Origin of the sequence: Streptomyces sp. NPDC059248, assembly GCF_042753905.1 — a bacterium.
In the GTDB taxonomy this organism is placed as follows: Bacteria; Actinomycetota; Actinomycetes; order Streptomycetales; family Streptomycetaceae; genus Streptomyces.
The window spans coordinates 1-21,597 of sequence record NZ_JBHYZV010000089.1; the positions used below are offsets into that span (position 1 = coordinate 1).

Genomic DNA, 21,597 nt, shown 5'->3' on the forward strand with positions numbered 1-21,597 from the left:
GTGGGGGGGCGTACACGAGATGGGGGGGCACTTCCCGTGCCCCGCCTTCCGCCGTCCCCTCCGGGCGCGCCCGGGTCAGCCGACGACGCCCTCGTCCCGCAGCCCGGCCAGCTCGTCCCCGCCGACGCCCAGCTCCGCCAGGACCTCGTCCGTGTGGCTGCCGGTCGGCGCGGCCGGACGCGGTTCGGCCGACGGGGTGCCCAGGAACCGGGGGGCGGTACCGGGCTCCGGATAGCCGTCGTCGGTGAGCCGGTACGTGCCCCGGGCGGCGTTGTGCGGATGCCGCGCGGCCTCCGTCCAGTCGAGCACCGGGGTCACACAGCTCTCGGTGCCCTCGAAGTCGGCGGCCCACGCGTCCCGCGGCCGGCCGGCGAACAGCTCCGCAAGCCGGGCGGCCATCCGGGGCCACGCGTCGCGGTCGTGCTGCTTCGCGAACAGCGGGTCGCCGGTGAGGCCGAGGACGCGCAGGGTCTCGGCGTAGAACTGCGGCTCGACGCAGCCGACCGCCATATGGCCGCCGTCGGCGCAGCGGTACGTACGGTAGAAGGGGGCGCCGCCGTCGAAGAGATTGCTCTCGCGGCCCTCGGTCCAGCGGCCGGTGCGCAGCAGGCCCTGGATCAGGGCCAGCTGGATCGCGGTGCCGTCGGTCATCGCCGCGTCCACGACCTGGCCCCGGCCGCCGGCCGACGCCGAGTGGAGGGCCGCGGTGATCCCGAGGGCGAGCAGCAGTCCGCCGCCGCCCATGTCGCCGAAGAGGTTGAGCGGTACCACCGGGTCGCCGTCGGCCGGGCCGACCTGGGCCAGCGCGCCCGCGACGGCGATGTAGTTGATGTCGTGTCCCGGGGCCTGGGCGAGCGGGCCGTCCTGGCCCCAGCCGGTCATCCGGCCGTACACCAGCCGGGGGTTGCGCGGCAGACAGACCTCGGGGCCGAGGCCGAGCCGTTCGGTCACGCCCGGCCGGAATCCCTCGATCAGCGCGTCGGCGCCGTCGATCAGCCGCAGGACGAGGGCGACACCCCGGGGGTCCTTGAGGTCGGCGGTGACGGAGCGCCGGCCGCGGTGGAGGACGGGATGGCCGGACGGGCGGCCGTGCTCGGCGGGCCGGTCGACGCGGATCACCTCGGCGCCGAGATCGGCGAGGATCATCCCGGCGAAGGGGCCGGGGCCGATGCCGCCGAGCTCGATCACCCGGACGCCCGCGAGCGGGCCCGCGGGCGCGGGGGCGGTGGTGCTGGTCATGGTGGCGGTCCTTCGGTGGGTGAGGGGGCCGGAAGACGACCGCGCGCGGCGGCTCCCGGGAGCGGCCGCGCGCGGCGGGGGTGGGGCACGAGCTGCGACAGGGGGTCTACAGACCCATGTCCTTGGCGATGATGGTCTTCATGACCTCACTGGTGCCGCCGTAGATCCGGTTGACACGGGTGTCGGCGTACAGCCGGGCGATCGGGTACTCCAGCATGTAGCCGTAGCCGCCGTGGAGCTGGAGGCACTTGTCGATGACCCGGCCCGCGACCTCGGTGGCGAAGAGCTTGATCTTCGCCGCGTCGGCGGCCGTCAGCTCGCCCGCGTCGTCGAACTCGATGCCCTTGTCGACCATGGCCTGGAGGGCGGCGACCTCGGTCGCGCACTCGGCGAGGACGAACTTGGTGTTCTGGAAGGCGGCCACCGGCTGCCCGAAGACATGGCGCTCGGAGACGTACTCCTGGGCGAACCGGATCGCGGCGGTGGCGTTGGCGGTCGCGCCGACGCTGATCGACAGCCGCTCGCGGGGCAGGTTCTGGCCGAGGTAGGAGAAGCCCTTGTCCTGCTCGCCGAGGAGGTTCTCCACCGGCACCTTCACATCGGTGAAGGAGAGTTCGGAGGTGTCGGAGGAGCGCAGGCCGATCTTCTCCAGCTTGCGGCCGTACTCGAAGCCATCGGCGTCCGTCGGGACGACGAAGAGACTCAGCCCGTGCCTGCGGTCCTTGGGGGTGGCCGGGGAGGTGCGGGCGGCGACCACGCACAGCTCGGAGTTGCGGGCCCCGGTGATGAAGGTCTTGGAGCCGTTGAGCACGTAGTGGGTGCCGTCGTCGGAGAGCTTGGCACTGGTCCGGATACCCGCCAGGTCGGAGCCGGTCCCGGGCTCCGACATCGCCACACAGAGCATCAGGTCGCCCGCGGCGATCCCCGGCAGCCAGCGCTTCTTCTGGTCCTCGTCGGCCAGGTTGAGCAGATAGGGCAGGACGATCCCGGTGGAGACGCTGTAGTGGCCGAAGGAGACCGCGGCGCGAGCGCACTCCTCGGTGATGATCGTCTGGTACTTGTAGCTGATCTCGCCGCTGCCGCCGTACTCCTCGGGGATGTCGAAGCCCATCACCCCGAGGGCGGCGAGCTTGCGGAAGAAGTCGCGGTCGACGAGGTTGTCCTTCTCCCACCGGTCGAAGTGGGGGGTCACCTCCTTGGCGATGAAGTCCCGGATCATGGCCCGGAACGCCTCGTGCTCCGCGGTGTAGATGCTGCGCTTCATGATTCGTCCCTGACGACGTGGTGGGCGGTGGATGGTGGCGCGCCGCGCCGGTGCTCTTCGCCGGGCCGGCGGGGCCGCCGGCGCGGCGCGCGGCCGGAGGGTGCCGGGGTCAGCGGGATCCGCCGTCGACGTTCAGGACCTGGCCCGAGACGTAGTCGGCGTCGGGGGTGCAGAGCAGATAGATCGATCCGGCGGCCTCGGCCGGGGTGCCGGGGCGGCCGAGCGGGTGGGTGCGCTTGACCGCTTCCATGATCTGCGGGGAGACCCCCACCTTGATCCGGCGCCCCTCGATCTCGACGAACGCCTCGTCGGCGGCGGTGGCCTCGGTCATCCGGGTGAGGATGAAGCCGAAGGCGACGGCGTTGACATTGACCTTGTAGCGGCCCCACTCCTTGGCCAGGGTCTTCGTCAGACCGATGATCCCGGCCTTGGCGGAGGAGTAGTTGGCCTGGCCGGGGTTGCCGAACACACCGGAGACCGAGGAGACGTTGACCACCTTGCGGTGGTACGGGGTGGGGTTGGCCTTGATGTACGGCTGGGCGGCCCGCAGGATCCGGAAGGGGGCCTTGAGGTGGACGTCGATGATGGCGTCCCACTGCTCGTCGGTCATCTTCTGGACCACGGTGTCCCAGGTGTAACCGGCGTTGTTGACGATGATGTCGAGGCCGTCGAAGGTGTCGATCGCCGTCTGTACGAAGCGCTCGGCGAAGTCGTCCTCGGTGACCGAGCCGACACAGGCGACCGCCCGGCCGCCGGCGGCGGTGATCTCGGCGACCGTCGCCTCCGCGGGCTCCGCGTCGAGGTCGTTGACCACGACACTCGCGCCTTCGGCCGCCAGCTTGAGCGCGACGTCGCGGCCGATGCCCCGGCCCGAGCCGGAGACGAGTGCGACCTTGCCGTCCAGGGTTCCCATGATGCGCGTACGTCCTTGTGTGGAGTGGGTGCGGGGTCAGTTGGTGACGACGGCGTGGCCCACCAGGGTCACCGTGCCGTCGGGAAGGGAGACGGTCAGCTCCAGCCGGGCCAGTCCGTCCTCGGCCGAGACCACGGAGCCCCGGCATACCGGGGTCGCGTTGACCGGGGTGATCGCGGAGAACCGCACCCCGAACTCGGTGATCCGGTCCTGCGGCACCCAGTCGGTGAGCAGCCGGGCGAGATACGCCATGGAGAGCATGCCGTGGGCGAAGACGTCGTCGATGCCGACGTCGCGGCAGGCATCGATGTCGATATGGACCGGGTTGTGGTCGCCGGACGCGCCCGCGTACAGCGCCAGCGCCGTACGCGTCACCCGGGGGGCTTCGAGGGTCAGGGTGTCGCCGGGCTTGAGCGCGGGGCCGGTCATCGGGTCGCCTTCGGGTCGCGTACGACGGTGGTGCTGGTGAGGGTGGCGATCGGTTCGCCGTCGCGGGTCACCCGGGTGGTGCGGACGATGAAGTCGAGCGCGCCGCCCTTCTTGCTGTAGACGTCGGTCACCTCGTTGGCGAAGGCCAGCGTCTCGCCCGCGTAGGCCGGGGCGTGGTAGGCGAACTCCTGGCCGCCGTGGAGGATCGTGCGGACGTCGATACCCAGATCGCGGAGGAAGGCGCCGCGGTCGGGGTTGTCCATCTCCATGCAGAAGAAGAACGTCGGCGGGACGGGCAGATCGCGGTGGCCCGCCGCGCGCGCGGCGTCGAGATCGCTGTACGCGGGGTCGTGCTGCCCGGTGGCCTTGGCGAAGAAGCGCAGCCTGCCGCGCTCCGCCTCGGTACGGAACTCGGGATAGCGGGTGCCGATGAGGGCGGGGTCGACGGGCATGCTCAGGAGACCTTTTCGAAGAGGGTGACGACACCGGCGGTGCCGAGGCCGAGATTGTGCTGGAGGCCCAGCGTCACTCCGTCGACCTGGCGGGCGCCCGCCTCGCCGCGGAGCTGCCAGGTGATCTCGGCGGTCTGCGCCAGACCGGTGGCGCCCAGCGGATGGCCCTTGGAGAGCAGACCGCCGGAGGGGTTGGTGACGACCCGGCCGCCGTACGTGTTGTCGCCGTCGATGACGAACTTCTCGGCGCCGCCCTCCTCGCACAGACCGAGGCCCTCGTAGGTGAGGACCTCGTTGACGGTGAAGCAGTCGTGGAGTTCGACGACCTGGATGTCGCGGGGGTCGACGCCCGCCTTCTCGTAGACCTCGCCGGCCGCGGCGCGGGTGACGTCCGTACCGACCAGGGACATCGCGCTCTTCTTGCTGAAGAGGTCGTCGGCGTCGGAGTGCAGGGCCTGGGCGGCGACGGCGACCTTCGGGGAGAGGCCGCGGGCGCGGGCGAACTCGTCGGAGCAGACGATCGCGGCGGCGGCGCCGCAGGTCGGCGGGCAGCACTGGAGCCGGGTCAGCGGATCGGCCACCTTCGGCGAGCCGAGGACCTCGTCGAGGGTGATCGGGTCGCGGAACACGGCGTACGGATTGTTCGCGGCGTGGGCGCGCGCCTTGACCGACACCCGGGCGAAGGTCTCCGCCGCCATGCCGTACTTCTCCATGTACTCGCGGCCCGCGGCGGCGAAGTACTGCGGGGTGCCCGGCAGATTCGGGTCGACCGGGTGGATCTCCTCCAGGGTGTCCCTGAAGTCGGTCAGCGGATGGGGCCGGTCGGCCCACTTGGCGGTCAGCGCGCCGGGCGGCATCTGCTCGAAGCCGACGGCGAGCGCGCACTCCACGGCGCCGCTCTCGACGGCCTGCCGGGCCAGCCAGAGCGCCGACGAGCCGGAGGCGCAGTTGTTGTTGACGTTCAGGACCGGCACCCGGGTCCTGCCGAACCCGTAGACCACCCGCTGGCCGCAGGTGGAGTCGCCGTAGACGTACCCGGCGTACACCTGCTGGAGCGCGTCGTACGGGAGGCCCGAGTCGTCGAGTGCGGCCCGTACCGCTCCGGCGCCCATCTCGTCGTACGTCTTGGCGGCGCTGGGCTTCGAGAACGGCACCATGCCGACGCCCGCCACCAGTACTCTGCGCGCCATCAGGCCTCCAGTCGATTGGTTATCGTGAATTCACTTTCTCGGTCGAGTGGGCTTGTGTCAAGGGTGGGTGGCGGCGAATCTGGGTTTCCCGTGGATTAAGGTCGGGGTGATCGGGAAGCGCCGTGGGAACGGTGCTCCCGGCCGCCCCTGACAAGCCGGAGCCCCCGTCTCCGCCGGGGCGGAAACGGGGGCTCCGGGACCCTTGCGGCGGGCCGGGCCGAACTTTCTGCGGGAAGCCGCCGTCCGGCCCCGTGGGGGACGGACGGCGGCGGGCCGTGCGGATCGGGTGACCGGATCAGGCGCCCCGGACGAACCGCTCCGACGGCTGGCCGGGCGTGCGGTCGGACGCCCCGTCCCGCGCCGCATCGGGCAGACGGCCCGACGGCCGCTCGGCCTCCCGCTCCGTGGCGAGCGCCGCGAGACCCACCAGGTCGTCGGCCCTGGCGTCGGGCACGTCCCGGTCGAAACGGGCGAGCGGACGGATCCGCAGCGACAGCGCGCCCAGGGCCAGGATCGCGGCGCCGAGCAGCAGATACAGCAGCCCGATGCCCCGCCCGTCGCCGGTGCCGATCAGCGATCCCGCCGTGGCGGCGAGCGCGCCGTCCGAGGCCATCAGCGGCTCCAGATACGAGGTCCCCAGCGGGGCGATCAGCAGCAGCCCCACCGGCAGCGTCGACCAGGCGACCAGCTGGTTCAGGGCCATCACCCGGCCGTGGAACCGCTGCGGCACCTTCACCTGCACGATCGTCAGATAGATGCCGTTGAGCAGGGACAGCGACGCCGACATGCCGAACACCCCGGCGCCGACCACCAGCAGATCGGCCCGCGACCCGGTCACCATGCAGAACAGCGCCAGGACCGGGATCACCAGCAGCATGCCCCGCATCCGCCGGTGCCGCGGCCCGCCCCAGACGCCCATCGCCAGACCGCCGACGACGGCCCCCAGACCGCCCGCCAGGGACACAGTCGCCACCGACGCCAGGCTGGAGAAGCCGAGGACCAGCGGCGACACCAGCTGGAACAGCACCGGTAGAAAGAGATTGAGCACGGCGAAGAAGACCAGCATCGCCCGGAAGCCGCGGTCCCCGATGACCAGCCGGAACCCGGCGACGATCTCCTGACGGAGCGTCTCACGGCGCCGGGCGGGCATGGTCCGCGGGAACCGTACGACCCCGAGGACCAGGGCGGCGATCGCGTAACTGATCACATCGAGCAGGAGCACCCCGCCGAGGCCGATCGCGGCCAGCAGTCCGACGGCCGCCAGCGGGGCCACGACCTGCGCGATGCCCCCGGAGATCTGGACGACGCCGTTGGCGTGGCCCAGATACCGCTTGGGCACGAGCTGCGGGATCGCCGACTGGAAGGCGAGCCGCTGGCCCGTGAGCGATACCGAGAGCAGCGCCAGCAGCGTTCCCACGTGCCAGGGCCGCAGTTCGCCCGTCACATGGAGCAGGGCCAGGATCGCCTCCGTACCGCCGGACACCCCCGTACACACCAGCATCACCCGTCGCCGGTCGATCCGGTCCACCAGGGTGCCGAGCACCGGCGCCGCCAGCAGTCCCGGCACGATGCCGAGGACCGCGAAGAGACCGAACCAGGCGACGGAGTCGGTGGAGAGGTAGATCCACAGCGGCAGGGCGAACTCGGTGAGCGCCGAACCCGTCTGCGACACCATCTGCGACGCGGCGACCGCGACGAACCGCCGGGTGTCGCGCCGGGTACGGGAGCCGCCTTCGGCCGCGTCGGGCGGTGCGGTGCGCTCGTGGTGCACCCCGTCCAGCCACCAGGTGGCGCCCTCGGGCCGCCGGTCGCGCGCCAGGGCCGCCGCGGCCCCGCCGTCCGTAGCGGGTCCGTCGTCCGCCGCGCCGCCGCCGGTCGCGCCGTCCGCCGGAACCGGAACCGGAACCGGAACCCCCGCGATGGTGCCGCTCGCGCCGTCCGCCGCCCGCCCGGCACCCACCGCCGGATGGACCGTGGTGAGGATCTCGGCCAGCTCGGCGGCCCGGTGCTTGAGGAAGTAGTGCCCGCCCTCGTCCAGCACGGCCACCGCCGTCGTCGTCCCGAGGAAACCCCACTCCCGGAACCGTTCGCGATGGAACTCCGTCCCCGGGTCCGCGCCGCCGATCACCGAGACCACCGGGGACGAGAGACCGTCACGGGGCCCCGCCAGCCGTTCGGTGAAATACGCCTCCGCGGCCCGGGAGTCCGCCCGGACATTCGCCACGATCGTCGCCAACTGCTCCGGATCCAGACCCTCCAGATCCGCGCCCATCGACCGCAGCCAGTTCAGATGGAGCCGTCCGCTGCGCCGCCGGTCCAGGACCGAGAACCGGGAGAGCAGCCCCAGCAGCCCCTCCGTCGGCCGGGCGAAGGGGAAGATCCCGCCCAGATAGACCGCGGCTGGCTCCCGGCCCGCCGCCGCGAGCAGCCGGGCCAGCTCGACCGCGAGCGCGGCCCCCACCCCGCAGTGCCCGTAGACCGCGACCGGCCCCGGCACCCCCGCCAGCACCTCGTCGGCGCACCGCCGGGCGACCTCCTCCAGCGGCAGCGACTCCTCCGACATCCCCAGGTCGTGCCCCGGGACGGCGACCGCGTGCAGCGCCACGCCGGACGGCAGGGCGTCCGCGAGCGGCTGGTACACCACGGCGCTGCCGCCGCCGTACGGCAGACACACCAGCGAGAGCTCCACGGCGCCCGGCTCCTGGCGGGGTGTCAGCTCGTGCAGCAGCCGCCGCGGTCCGCGATCGGCCTCCGACCGCTCCGCCAGGGCCGCCAGCGCGGCGACCGTACGCTCCTGGAACACGTCCATCAGGGTGATCCGCGCCTCGGCCCCGAGGACCTTGCGCAGGGCCGCCACCATCCGCATCGCCAGCAGCGAGTGGCCGCCGAGATCGAAGAAGTCGTCGTACGCGCCGACCCGTTCGAGCCCGAGCAGCTCGGCCCAGACCCCGGCCACGGCCTCCTCCGCCGGAGTGCGCGGCGCGGTGTACGGGGCGCCGTCCGCGGGTCCCGGCGCCCCCGGCTCGGGCAGCGCCCGCCGGTCGACCTTGCCGTGCGCCTGCCGTGGCAGCTCCGGCAGTACCACGAAGCGCGACGGTACGAGATAGTCCGGCAGCCGCTCCGCGAGCAGCCGCCGCGCCTCGGCGGCCGTCGGCGCCGCCGCGCCGTCGGCGGGCACCAGATAGCCGACGAGTACCTGCTCGCCCGCGGGGCCGCGGGCGGCGGCCACCGCCTGCGCCACCCCCGGCAGCCGGGCGAGATGTGCCTCCGCCTCGCCCAGTTCGACCCGGTAGCCGCGGATCTTGACCTGGTCGTCGCCGCGCCCGAGGAACTCGATCGTGCCGTCCGGCCGGTGCCGGGCCAGATCCCCGGTGCGGTACATCCGGGGCTCCGTACCGGAACCGCCGTCCGGGGCGGAAGCGGCGAAGGGGTCGGTCCTGAACCGTTCGGCGGTCAGCTCCGGCAGCCCCAGATAGCCCCGGGCCAGCCGGTCGCCCCCGATCCACAGCTCCCCGGCCACCCCGGCGGGCACCGGCGCCCCCAGCGGATCGAGGACGTACACCCGGGCACCGGGCAGTGGGCGGCCGATGGGCGTGGTGGGCCCTTCGGCGGGCGCCTCCGGGTCGATCAGCAGCGTCGTCGCGCCGACCGTGGCCTCCGTGGGGCCGTAGTGGTTGACCACCCGGCAGCCGGTACGGGCCGCCGTCGCGGCCAGCCGCCGGCTCCACTCCCAGCCGGACGCCTCACCGCCGAGGATCAGCAGCCGCCGCGGCAGCAGCTCCGCCGGATCGGCCACCTCGGCGCCGAGCGCGGCCAGATGCGAGGGCGTCAGCTTCACACAGTCGATGCGCCGCTCGGCGAGATAACGGGCCAGCTCGGGCCCCGGGGTACGCGGCGCCAGCAGATGCAGACAACCACCGGTCGTCAGCGACAGATAGAGCGTCGTCAGCCCGAAGTCGAAGGCCAGCGACTGAAGGAGGACATAGCGCGCGCCGTCCTCCAGACCGGCCTCGGCGAACCGCTGCCGCACCCCCGCGAGATAGGTCAGCACCTGCCGGTGCTGGACGGCCACACCCTTCGGCGTACCGGTCGACCCGGAGGTGTAGATGACATACGCCAGATCGTCGGGCCCCGCCCCCGCCCCGGGCGGAGTGTCCGGGGCGGCCGCGAGCCGGTCCGCCAGTTCCTCCAGGAGCAGCAGGGGAGCCTCGGTGCCGGAGACCAGGGCGCTCCGCCCGCCCGTGGTGACGATCACCACCGGCCGGGCGTCGGTGAGCATATGGCCGAGGCGCCGCCGAGGCTGCTCCGGATCGAGCGGCACATAGGCCGCGCCGGACCGCAGCACCGCCAGCAGGGCGACCGCCTGCTCCACCCCCTGGTCGAGACAGACCCCGACCAGCGCGTCGGGCCCGGCCCCCTCCGAACGCAGCACATAAGCCAGCCGTTTGGCGCGCCGGTCGAGTTCGGCGAAGGTCAGCGTCTCGTCGCCGTGGACCAGGGCCGTGGCGCCGGGGGTACGTGCCGTCTGCGCGGCGACGGCGTCGGCCAGTGTCGCCGCGACCGGGACGGCACGACCGCTGTCGTTCCACTCCTCCAGGACCCGCCGCCGCTCCCCGGGCGACAGCAGCTCCAGCGCGCCGACGGACGCGGCCGGATCCGCCGAGGCCCCGGCGAGCACGCGCTGCCAGTGCCCGGCCAGCCGGGCGACGGTGTCCGCGTCCCACAGATCGGTGCGGTAGGTGAGGAAGGCTTCGAGTCCTTCGTCGGTCTCGGTGCAGTAGAGACCCAGGTCCAGATGGACCCCGCCGCCGGAGAAGGGGAAGGTCCGCCAGCTCAGGTCCCGTGGGGTGACCGACTGGGCGCGGTGGTTCTGAAGCGCGAACGACACCTGGAACAGCGGCGGACGGCCCACGTCCCGCGGCAGGTCGAGCGCCTCCACCAGCCGCTCGAACGGGGTCTCCTGATGCTGCTGCGCACCGAGGGCCGCGGCCCTGACCCGGGCCAGCACGGTGGCGAATCCGGGCATGGCCGCGTCGCCGGCCGCGTCCCCAGCCGTGTCTCCGGCCGTGTCCCCGGGCACGTCCCCGGCCGCGTCCTCTCCCGCGCCGGGACCGCCGTCCGGGCTCAGATCGGCCCGCAACGGCAGGACCGTACTGAACAGCCCGATCAAACCCTCCGTCTCCTCCGCGGGACGGCCCGCGAACGGTGTGCCCACGGCGAAGTCCCGCCGCCCCGACCAGCGGCCCAGCACCACCTGGAAGGCGGCGAGCAGCGTCATGTAGAGCGTGGCGCCCCGCTCCCGGGACAGCGCCCTGGCCGCCTCGTACACCGTCGGATCCAGCCGGAAGGTGTGCGTGGCGCCGCCGGGACCCGGTACGGCGGGCCGTGGCCGGTCCGTCGGCAGCTCCAGCGGCGGCACCCCGGCCATCGCCTCGCACCAGTACCGCAGCCCGGCCCGGGCCCGGGGCGACTCCTGACGCTCGCGCTGCCAGTGCGCGAAGTCCCCGTACGACACCGGGAGCGCCGGCGGCTCGGGCCGCTCCCCGGCCGCCAGCGCCTCGTAACCGGCGAGGAGTTCGTCGAGGAGGACCCCCGCCGACCAGCCGTCACCCGTCAGATGGTGCTGGCAGACCACCAGGACGTGGTCGTCGGCGCCCAATCGCAGCAGCAGCGCCCGCACCAGCGGCCCCCGCTCGATGTCGAACGGCCGGGCCACCTCCTCCTCGACCGCCGTACGGGCCGCCTCCTCCCGCCGCCCGGCCGGAACGTCCTCCAGGACCACGGTCCGCCACGGCACGGTGAACCCGTCCGCGGGCGCGATCCGCACCACCGGGGTCCCGTCCTCACCGGCGGGGAACGCGGCGCGCAGCGGCTCGTGCCGGACGGCGACCAGCCGCAGCGCCTCGGCCAGCGCGGCGGGCCGCAGCGGACCCGTCAGCCGCCCCGCCACCGGCAGCACGTACGCCGCCGTTCCCGGGGTCAGCTGCTCCACGAACCAGAGCCGTTCCTGGGCGAGGGAGAGGGGTACGGGCGTTCCGCCGGGCCGCGGCGCCACCGTCGTGGCCCGCCCGGCCGCGGGCCGTTCCCGCAGCCGCCGGGCGAGCAGGGCGCGCTGCTCTGCGGTGAGGGTCCGGCGCGGCGCGGGGACGGTCGTCGGGGCGTTGGTCTCGTGCTCCATCACGCCTCCCCGCCGAGCAGTTCGGCGGTGACGGCGTCGACGACGGCGGCCACGGTCGGCTCGTCGTAGAACACCTGGAGCGGTACGTCGGCCCCGATCCGGTCCCGGATCCTGGCCGCGACCTGGGTGATCGTCAGGGAGTGCGCGCCCAGGTCGAAGACGTCGTCGTGCAGGCCGACGGACGGCACACCGAGCACCTCGCACCAGATGCCCGCGATCTCGGCCGTCAGCTCGTCCCACGGCTCGCCGTCCCCGGTCCCGTCACCCGGCGGTCCGCCCGGTACGGCGTCCCGGACGGGTTCGGGCAGGGCCCGCCGGTCCGTCTTCCCGTTGGGCGTCAGCGGCAGCGCGGCCAGCGGATGCACGGCCCCGGGGACCATCACCTCCGGCAGCGTCAGCGCGAGGAAGGCCCGCAGCCCGGCCGTGGTGGGCTCGGGCACCTCCGGCCGCCACACCGGATAGAGGGCGAGCAGCTGTCCCCCCGGCGCCTCGGCGTCACCGCGCACCGCGGCGGCGGCCGCCGCGACGGCCGGGTGCTCCTGCGCCCGGGACTCGATCTCGCCCAGCTCGATCCGGTGCCCGCGCAGCTTGACCTGGTCGTCGGCGCGGCCCAGGCACTCCAGGGCCCCGTCGGGCCCGACCCGGGCGAGGTCACCGGTGCGGTAGTGCCGCGCCCCGGGAGGCGACCACGGGCCGGTGACGAAGCGTTCGGCGGTCAGCTCCGGCCTGGCCCGGTAGCCCCGGGCCAGGCCCGCGCCGCCGATCACCAGCTCACCGGTGACCCCGTGCGGCACGGGCCGCCCGCCGCGGTCGACGACGAGGGCCGTGGTGCCCGCGATCGGCCGGCCGATGTTCACCTCCCGGGGGTCGGCGGGTATCGCGGCGGCCGTGGACCAGATCGTGGTCTCGGTGGGCCCGTAGACGTTCCACAGCTTCCCGACCCGCTCCCGCAGCCCGCGGGCGAGCGGCAGGGGCAGCGCCTCGCCGCCGCACAGGGCCGTCAGGGCGGGCGCGGTGAACCCGGCGTCCAGCATCAGCCGCCAGCCGGACGGCGTGGCCTGGAGATGGGTCACCCGGTGCCGCTCCGCCAGCTCCGTGAGCGCCCGGCCGTCCCGTACCGCCTCGTCCCCGGCGATCACCACCCGGCCGCCCGTGACCAGCGGCAGCAGCAGCTCCAGGGCGGAGATGTCGAAGGAGAGGGACGTGACGGCCAGCCAGACGTCGTCGGGCCCAGAGCCCAGCAGATCGCGGAAGGCCAGCAGCAGATGGGCCAGGGCGCCGTGCGGCACCTCGACACCCTTGGGGCGGCCGGTGGAGCCCGAGGTGTAGATGAGATAGGCGAGATCGTCCGGTCCCGCCGCCGGGGGGAGCGACGATCCGGACCCCGGCCGCCCGGGGCTCGCGAAGACGTCGTCCAGCAGCAGGAGCCGGCCGGGCCCCGCCACCCGGTCCGCCGTGCGCCGCTGCGCCAGGACGACCGGCGCCCCCGCGTCGGTGAGGACGAACGCCACCCGCTCCGCCGGATAGGCCGGATCGACCGGCAGATAGGCGCCCCCGGCGAGACCGACGGCGAGCAGCGCGGCCACGGCCTCCGCGGACCGCTCGGCGCAGACGGCGACCACGGTCCCCGGGCCGACCCCGGCCGCCACCAGGCGCTCCGCGAGCGCCGTCACCACCGTGCCCAGCTCGCCGTAGCCGATGGTCCGGCCGTCGGCGGTGAGCGCCGGACGGTCCCGGTACGCGGCGAAGGCGGCGGTCAGCAGCGCGGGCAGGGTCGCCCCGGCGGCGTCGGCGGCGGGCGCGGGCCCGCGCAGCGGCGCCGACTCGGCGTCGTCGACGAACGGCAGATCGGCCAGCGGTGTCCCGGGCGCATCGGCCACCGAGGCGAGCAGGGCGCGCAGATGGCCCCCGATCCGTTCGGCGGCGGCCGGGGACAGCAGCTCCGTACGGTGCATCAGCCGCACTTCGACCCGGTCGGGCCCGTCCAGGACGTGGACGCGGAGCGCTCCCCGCGCCGTACCGGGGAACAGCACCCAGTCGTACGAGACCGCCAGGCCCGGGAAGTCCACCGGGCCGGTTCTGCGGCGGTAGGTGACGGTCACCGGCGCGGCCGTGACCCCGGGCCGCGCCCCCCGGACGGAGCGCGCCCCGGGGACCGCCCGGTGCGGATAGCAGGCGCGCAGCTCGGCCCGGACGGTCCTGGCGAAGTCGCCGAAGGGGAGACCCGGGTCGGGGGCGGTGACCACCGGCAGCTCATTGGCGTACATCCCGATCCGGCCGGCGTCGTCCGGGGAGCGGGTACCGAGCCCGAGTGCGGCCGCCGGGCGCTCGTTCCCGTACCGCAGCAGCAGGGTGTGCACGGCCGCCATGAACAGTTCGAGGAAGGTGACGCCGAGCTTGTCGGCGGTCACGGCGAGACCGGCGCGGAGCGCCGGGTCGAGGTCGAAGGCGGTCACCGCGCCGGGGCCCGCGCCGCCTTGGGCGGTCTCGTCGGCTCCGCGGGCCAGACCGGGCAGGACGACGGCCGGTTCGGGCAGCGGCCGGTCCGCCCAGTGGGCGACGGCGGCGGCGACCGCCGCGTCGTCCGGCGCGGCGGCCCCGACGAGGCCGCCCGGGGCCGGGGCCGGGAGCGGCTCGGGGACGGGACCCCGGCCGGTGCGGCGGGCGTACGCGGCGGACAGGTCCCTCACGAGGACGTCGGTGGAGGCGCCGTCGAAGACGAGATGGTGCGCCACCACATGCAGCGTCGCGCGCCGCTCACCGGTACGGAACAGGGTGAACCGGGCGAGGGGGCCGGCCAGGAGGTCGAACGGCGCGGCGCTCGCGGCGCGCAGCTCGTCCGCCAGCCGCTCCGGATCGCACCGGCGTACGGCGAGCCCCGGTCTCGCGCCGGGGACGAAGACGGGCGTGCCGTCCTCGTCGCGGACCGTCAGGGAGAGCGCCGGGTGCCGCTCGGTGAGATCGTCGACGGCGGCCGTGAGCGCCGCGGTGTCGAGGGCGCCGTCGAAACGGACGGCGAACGGCAGATGATGAAGGGAGCCGAGCGGGGCGAGCCGCTCGTTGACCCAGAGACCGTGCTGGGCCGGTCCGACGGGAATGCTGGTCACGGGGGTTCCTCAAACTGGTCGGAAGGGGAATTCGGTCGCGCGGGGGGAGAGACGGACGGGGCGGGGGAGGCCCCTGAGCAGAAGAAAGCTGAAAAAGGCTGATAAAGCGGTCGAGCGAGAGAGCCGGGTGCTCCGGCGCGGAAGGGGCAGGACTCAGGGACTCACGGGCTCCGGGGCTCCGATGCTCCAGAACTCAGGAACCCGGGATCCGGGGGACCCGGGAACTCCGGGATTGCGGGCAGGTCGGCAGGGACGGACGGGCCCGGGGCGGGGCCACGGGACACGGCCGGATGTTCCCGGCCGCGCGTTCGTCCCGGATCCGGCGCCGTCGGCGGATCCGGGACGTGCGGTCGTACGGGCTCGGCCGTACGAGACGGGTCGGGCGGGCTCGGGTCAGGCGCCCGCGTCGGTCAGGGCGCGGACGAAGTCATCGGCGAGCGCGGCCACATACGGTTCGTCGAAGGCGAGGGCGTTGTACTGGATCCAGCAGCTCAGCCCGCCGTCGGGCTGCTCCACCACGGTCAGTTCGGGCACCCCGAGGTCGCCCCCGGAGATCGGCCAGGGCACGGTGGTGCCCTTGGGCAGCGTCCACGGCGCGCACGCCAGGCCGGGCAGATGGGCGTCCGCGGCCCAGTTCTCGTAGCGGAGCCAGGCCGGGAAGGTCACCGCGGGGGTGAACTCGGCGTACGGGTACATCTGGTGGTCCAGGGCGCCGGTCGCCGCCCGGCGGACCCGCTCGGCCAGCTCCGCGAAGCCGGGACCGCCCGAACAGTCCACCCGCAGCAGCAGCGACTGCACCAGACAGCCCACGATCCGCTGCTCCTCCGGGCGGGTCCGGCCCGGCACGGGGGTCATCAGCACCAGATCGGTCTGCCCGGAGCGGGCCGTCAGCAGTCCGCTCCACAGGGCGGCGACGGCCATGAAGGGGGTCACCCCGAGGGCCTCGGCCCGCTTCCGCAGCCGCCCGGCGGGGTCCGCGTCGACGGTGAAGGGGCGGGCCACCATATGCACCTGGTCCGCGGCGCGCCGCCCGGGGAACGGGTCGACGGCGGTGGGCGCGCCGTCGAGCGCGGCGGCGAAGTACCGCCGCCCCGCGGGCCATCGGCCGTTCGCCCGGCGGACCAGTTCCTGGTACGGCACGGCGTGCTCGGGCAGCCGGGGCGCGCGGCCCCGCCGCAGGGCGTCGTAGGCGAGCCCGAGTTCGTGCAGCAGCACCCCGACCGACCAGCCGTCGGCGACCATGTGGTGCACGGCCAGCAGGACGATGTGGTCGTCCGGCGCCCGGGTGACCACCAGCAGCCGGGCCGTCGGGTCGGTGCCCAGGTCGGTGAGCCGGTCCCGCTCCGCGATCAGCAGCGCGTCGACCTCGTCGTCGGTCGCGCCGGGCGCGTCCCGCAGGGTGATCCGGGGCCGCGGCTCCGGGTCGAGGACGGTCCTGACCACCCCTGGCACGGGCCCGGGGACGGGGGTGAAGCGGGTACGGAGCGCCGGATGGCGCCGTACGAGTTCGGTCACGGCCCGGCCGAGCGCTTCGGCGTCGAGCCGGTCGGCGACCCGGAACAGCGCCGTCACCGCGCCCACGTCGCGCCCGGACTCCGCGGCCATCCAGTCCAGGAAGTTCTCCTGCTGGGAGGTGAGCGGCACCTCGTGCGGCTGGGCCCGCAGGGCGCGCAGCAGCGGCGACACCACGGCCTTGGGCCTGTCGGCGGCGGCGCCGGCGGCCGTCGGGGCGGTCGCGGCCTCGTCCAGCCACGTGGCCTGGGCGCGCAGCGACGGCCGGCCGAAGACCAGCGCGGCACCGGCGTCCACACCGAACCGCTCGGACAGGGCCGCCGCGAGCTGTACGGCCCGGAAGGAGTCGCCGCCCGCGGCGAAGAACTCCTCCGCCACCGTCCGCACCGGGCGGCCCAGCACCTCGTGCCAGATCTCGGCGAGCCGGATCTCGGTCGCCGTCCCCGGCGCCGGACTCCTGCTCTCCGTCATGTTGCCGGGCGCCGCGCCGTCCACCGGGTCGAACAGAGGCCGCAGCCGGCGCTTGACCACCTTGCCGGTGGCGTTGCGGGGCAGATCGTCCGCGAGCAGGATCCGGACGGGCAGTTCGGCGCGGGCCAGCCGGGTGCTCAGGAAGAGCCGGAGGGCGTCCGGGTCGAGCCCGTCGGCGGCGGGCACCACCACGGCCACCGGCACCGTCCCCATCACCGGGTGGGGTATGCCGAGCGCCGCCGCGTCCGCGACCCCCGGATGCTCGTGCAGGACCTCCTCGATCCGCAGGGTGGAGACCTTCAGGGCGCCGGACTTGATGACATCGCTCTCGCGGTCGACCAGATGGAGGAAGCCCTCGGCGTCCAGCCGCCCGAGGTCCCCCATCCGTACCCAGCCGTCCCGGAACACCTGCGCCGACGCGGCGGCGTCACCGGCGTAGCCGCGCGCGGGACCCGCCTGGCGCAGCCAGACCTCCCCGGTCTCCCCGGCCGGGACCGGTTCGCCGTCGGGGCCCAGGATCCGCAGATCACCCGGGGCCGCGGGACGGCCCACGGAGCCCGGCCGCGCCGGGTCGACCACCATCGACACCTGGGCGGGCGCGGACTCGGCGGAGGTGTAGACATTGACCACCGTGGTGGTGGGCAGGGCCTCGGTCAGTGCCCGGGCGACCGGCGCGGGCAGCGCGGCGGCCGAACAGCTGAGCAGTCGTACGGAGGAGAAGTCTCGGCGCCGTACGACCCCCGAGTTGAGCAGCTCGATCGCCATCGACGGGACGACGAAGACCGTACCGGCGCGCAGTTCCTCCACCGCGCGGCCGAACTCCTCGGCGTCGAAGCGGGGCAGGGCAACGGTGGCCGGAGCACCCGTGAGGGCGCTCAGCACCATCATCTGACCTGCGTTGGTGCCGATCGGGAAGGCGTGCAGGGCGTGCCGGGAATGGGCGTACGGGCGGGGGCGCGGCGCGAGCCGCAGCCCGGCGGTGAGATTGGCGTGCGAGGAGAGCACCCCCTTGGGAGTGCCGGTGGTGCCCGAGGTGCCGACGACCTGGGCCCGGTCCCCGGGCGCGGCCCGATGCGGCGGCTCCCCGGCGCCCGGAGCTCCGGCCGCCTCCACGGTCTCCAGCAGATGGTCGGCGGCTCCTAACGGCCCTTCGAGTACGGGCAGTTCGCCGCCGCGCAGCACCGCGGCGGCCCCGCACAGGGCGGCGAGCCCGGCGGCCTCGTCCTCGGCGGCGTCGCCGCGCAGCGGCAGCCCGGCGGCGCCCGCGTAGTGCAGGGCCAGGAACGCCACCGCGTACCGGTCCCACTCGCGTTCGGTGAACCGCAGGGCCACCAGATCCCCGGGCCGTATCCCGGCGTCCGTCAGTCCCCGGGCGGTCCGAACGGCTCGATCGCGCCAGGAACCGTAGGTGAGCGCCTCACCGCCGCGGACCTGGATCGCGACGTCGTCGGGCTGTTTCGCGGCCCGGTCGTCCAGCAGATCGGGCACGGTGAGCGGAGCGGGCGGTGCGTTGATGGTGCCCTCCAACTTCCAAGATCTGCACGGGAGTCGGCCCGGCAGATGCGGTGAAACGGCGGAGACGGTCTGGGCATAGCGCGCTGTTGTCGCCCTTGGGTATGGTCTGGACCATTGGCGAGTACGGCGAAGGATAGCGCGCCACTGTCGTACTTGTGTCGCAATGATGGAGAGTTCGTGGAAATCGGTGGGGATCGGTCGCGCGAACCGGGCCTCCACCGCAGCTGAACGACCGGGAACACCCCCTCGAATGCGCCGTCGGAGGAGGTTCCCGGACCACCCGCAGCACACCCGAGCGGAGCCGGCACCTCCGGCCGCCGCACCCCGCGCCCCCCGTCCTCCTTCGGACGGCGGGGCGCTCCACCGGGTCGACCGGCCCTCCCGGGCCGCCCGCCGTGCCCCGCCGACGATCTCGGCCGCGCGGCCGCCGGCGGCCCGGGCCGGGAACACCCGGCCCCATCCCATCCGGCCCCCACCCGGGCGCCCTTGACGTGCCCGGGCGAGCGAGGAGGAAGTCACCATGCTGTACGCGGGAATCGCCTGGTCCGCCGACGGCTACGACGTGGAGATCGTCGACGCGGCGGGGGAGCGTGCCCTCGCCCCCACGCACTGGAGCGCCGACCGGGTGCCCGAGCTGACCGCCTGGCTGGAGCGGATCGCCCGGCAGTCCGTCGAGCCCTGCGCCGTCGTCGTGGACAGTACCAACGGGCTGGTGGACGGGTCGCTGACGGCGGCCGGGCTCGATGTCCACCGCGCCGACCCCTGGGTGCTGCCGGACCGGCCCGACTTCGGCTCCGTACCCGCCCGTACCCTGGCCGAACGCGCGAGACGCGACCTCGGGGCCATGTCACCGCTCACCGCCGAGGGCGGCGGGCAGACCGGCCGGGACGACGACTACCACGACGGGATCCGGCGCAGCGCCGGGGCCGAAGCCGAACTCACCCGGCGGGGCCGCTGCTTCCGGCACGGCCCGCGCGACCGGCACGAGATCGCCCTCACCTTCGACGACGGCCCGGATCCCGTACTCACCGGGGAGATCCTGACGATCCTGGCGCGCTATGGCGTACACGCCACCTTCTTCTGCGTCGGACTGCATGTCGCCGCCCTCCCCGACGAGGTGCGGCGGATCGTCGACGCGGGCCACAGCCTGGGCAACCACACCTGGTCGCACCCCTTTCTGCCCGATCTGACGGCTCGCCAGTTCCGGCTCCAGATCGAGCGGACCAACGACGCCTTCGACCGGGCCGTGGGGCGGGTCCCCACGGTCTTCCGGCCGCCCTACGGCTGCCGCACCCCCGAATCGCTGGCCGAACTCCTCGCCGGGGGACCGGCCCTGGCGCTCTGGGACGTCGACTCCTGGGACTGGGCCAGGCCGGGGCCCGAGAAGATCACCCGGACCGTACTCGACCATGTCGCGCCCGGGTCGGTGATCCTGATGCACGACGGCGGAGGCGACCGCCGCCAGAGCGTCGCGGCCCTGCCCGCGGTGATCGAGGGGCTGCTGGAACGCGACTACCGCTTCGTCTCGGCCGACGCGCTGGCGGGCCGTACCGAAGCCCGCTGACGAAACGCGCGGGCGCCCCGGCCGGTGGGCCCGGGCGGCCCGCGGTCGGTGCCGACGGCGACCCAGGGCCGCGGGACCGGCCGGCCGGAGGTCCTTGGAGCGGGGAGAACTGCGCGACGAGCCACGCGGACCGGAGGCCGGCCGGTGTCCGGTGGAAGCGGCTCCTTGTCCGGAGTGCGAGGTCGTGGCAAGCGCGAGAAGCCCTGCCGGCTGATGCGGTCGGGCGTCCGCGACGAGCCACGACCGGCCGGAGGTGGCCGGTGTGCGGTGGCGGGGGCTGTCCGCACCGCGGGCGCGGGCGGCCGGGGAACCCGAAGGCCAGGGGCTACCCGTAAGTGCGGCCGCCGCGGCGGGGGAGGGCCTCCGGGGCCGCGCCCGGACCCGCCGCCGTCTCCAGCGCCAGGTGCAGCTCGGTGCGTACCGTCGCGGACGACAGATCCGCGCCCAGAACCCCGCCGCACTCGGCCAGCCAGGCCGTGAGCGTGCTGCGGTGCACCCCGAGCGCCGCGGCCGCCGGAGCCGTCCGGCCCCGGTGCGCGAGCCACTCGCGGAGCGCGATCCGCAGCCGGGCGTCGAGCGGTTCCAGCACGTCCGCGGCCCAGCGGCGCGCCTCCGCCGGGCTGAGGAGCGCCGTGGGCAGCGCCGGGCGCCGCGGCGGGCGCGACGGAACGCCCGGCAATGCAGGAGCGGTTGGAGCGGACGAGACCGGCGCCCGCAGGGCCAGCAGCAGCCGCGCCTGCACGGTGGCGTCGTCCAGATCGACGACGAGCAGCGCCTCGATGGCGCGCAGCCGGGACCGTACCGTGCCCTCCGACAGACCGAGCGCCCCCGCCGCCGCCAGCGCCGACCCGGTCCGCAGCCGGCACTCCAGGACGCGTCGCCGGTCGTGGCCGAGGGGCTGGAGCACGGCCGCCGACCACGCGGCGAGCCGTTCCGCCGGGATCACCCGCAGCAGTTCGCCGGCCCCGAGGCCGGCGGCGGAGCCGAGCCGGTCCGCGGCCGGGCCCCGCGGCTGCTGACCGGCCTCCGCCCAGGCCGCCGGAATCAGGTCCAGCGGCACCGGCGCCGCCGACGAGCCCGCCAGCCGGTGCTGTTCGGCCACCCGGGACACCAGCGGATGGGCCGGATGGCGCCCGGCCGGTTCGGCGGGCCCGTCGTGGAGGGCGAGCACCACCAGTTCGCCCGCCTCCAGACAGACCAGGACCCGGGTGTCCGCCACCCCCGGCCTGGCCGCCCGCCACAGCGCCTGATGGGCGACCGGTACGGCGTGCCCGGTCAGCCGGTACACCGTGGCGTGTGTGGCGGTCGTACCGCCGAGCACGTCGACGGCGAGCCGGTGCTGTCCGGCCAGCAGCAGCCGGAGCACGGCGGTGTGCAGCCGCTGCTCGGCCCGGCTGGTCTCGTCCGCCCGCCGGGCCCGTACCCGCAGCAGATCAGCCGCGGTCCTGGCGATGAGGGCCACCCGGTCCGCGGGAGTCGTCCGGCCGGGCCCCAGGACCAGCGTCCCGCCCGCCGCGTGATGAATCGTCAGATGGGCGTGGGCCTGGGGGTGCGCCGCGGCCCGCGCGCCCGAAGGCCCGGCGCCGGGCGGCGCGCTGTGTACGGGCCCCGCCACCGGGTCGACCAGGACGGCCCAGCCGTCGGCGAGCGCCGCGGCCTCGGTGATGAGCAGCGCCGCCGAATGGGTCGCCGCGTGGGTGAGCCGCCGTACCGCCAGCAGGTCGCGGGGATCCGCCGTCCGCGGGCCGGGCACGGGCGTCGGC

11 protein-coding genes are annotated in these 21,597 nt (G+C 74.6%); 1 reads left to right on the top strand and 10 read right to left on the bottom strand.

Going from position 1 to position 21,597, the window contains the following annotated elements; translation table 11 throughout:
* Positions 1-75: 75 nt before the first annotated feature.
* From ACFXG1_RS28390 to ACFXG1_RS28430, 9 genes are all read right to left on the bottom strand, one after another.
* Positions 76-1,239 carry a CaiB/BaiF CoA transferase family protein gene (locus ACFXG1_RS28390; RefSeq protein ID WP_384745113.1) on the bottom strand — a complete coding sequence of 388 codons (1,164 nt, stop codon included), beginning with the start codon at positions 1,237-1,239 and terminating at the stop codon, positions 76-78.
* 106 nt (positions 1,240-1,345) lie between these two features.
* Complete coding sequence (locus ACFXG1_RS28395; RefSeq protein WP_384745115.1) at positions 1,346-2,503, bottom strand: acyl-CoA dehydrogenase family protein; 1,158 nt, start codon at positions 2,501-2,503, stop codon at positions 1,346-1,348.
* Between the two features lie 109 nt (positions 2,504-2,612).
* Positions 2,613-3,416 carry an SDR family NAD(P)-dependent oxidoreductase gene (locus tag ACFXG1_RS28400; protein ID WP_384721319.1) on the bottom strand — a complete coding sequence of 268 codons (804 nt, stop codon included), beginning with the start codon at positions 3,414-3,416 and terminating at the stop codon, positions 2,613-2,615.
* 36 nt (positions 3,417-3,452) lie between these two features.
* Positions 3,453-3,845 (bottom strand): MaoC/PaaZ C-terminal domain-containing protein, encoded by a 393-nt coding sequence (locus tag ACFXG1_RS28405; protein ID WP_384721322.1) that lies wholly within the window; start codon positions 3,843-3,845, stop codon positions 3,453-3,455.
* The gene (locus ACFXG1_RS28410) at positions 3,842-4,297 is read right to left on the bottom strand and encodes a MaoC family dehydratase N-terminal domain-containing protein (protein WP_384721325.1); all 456 of its coding nucleotides are present in this window, start codon (positions 4,295-4,297) and stop codon (positions 3,842-3,844) included. The genes ACFXG1_RS28405 and ACFXG1_RS28410 overlap by 4 nt, the downstream gene beginning before the upstream one ends.
* 2 nt (positions 4,298-4,299) lie before the next feature.
* A complete protein-coding gene (locus tag ACFXG1_RS28415; RefSeq protein ID WP_384721328.1) occupies positions 4,300-5,487 on the bottom strand; it encodes a lipid-transfer protein in 1,188 nt (395 codons plus the stop codon).
* A 295-nt stretch (positions 5,488-5,782) separates the two neighbouring features.
* Entirely contained in the window at positions 5,783-11,665 is a 5,883-nt protein-coding gene (locus ACFXG1_RS28420; protein ID WP_384745118.1) for an amino acid adenylation domain-containing protein, read from the bottom strand.
* Positions 11,665-14,772: an amino acid adenylation domain-containing protein gene (locus tag ACFXG1_RS28425; RefSeq protein WP_384745120.1), complete on the bottom strand. Its 3,108-nt coding sequence runs from the start codon at positions 14,770-14,772 to the stop codon at positions 11,665-11,667. Before ACFXG1_RS28425 ends, ACFXG1_RS28420 begins: the two co-directional genes overlap by 1 nt.
* A 393-nt stretch (positions 14,773-15,165) precedes the next feature.
* Entirely contained in the window at positions 15,166-18,282 is a 3,117-nt protein-coding gene (locus tag ACFXG1_RS28430; protein ID WP_384745122.1) for an AMP-binding protein, read from the bottom strand.
* Between the two features lie 508 nt (positions 18,283-18,790).
* Between ACFXG1_RS28430 and ACFXG1_RS28435 the strand changes: the two genes are divergently transcribed.
* Positions 18,791-19,834 (top strand): polysaccharide deacetylase family protein, encoded by a 1,044-nt coding sequence (locus ACFXG1_RS28435; protein WP_384724317.1) that lies wholly within the window; start codon positions 18,791-18,793, stop codon positions 19,832-19,834.
* A gap of 325 nt (positions 19,835-20,159) precedes the next feature.
* Here the strand turns inward: ACFXG1_RS28435 and ACFXG1_RS28440 are convergent.
* The coding region (locus tag ACFXG1_RS28440; protein ID WP_384745124.1) for a helix-turn-helix domain-containing protein at positions 20,160-21,597 on the bottom strand (1,438 nt) is incomplete at its 5' end.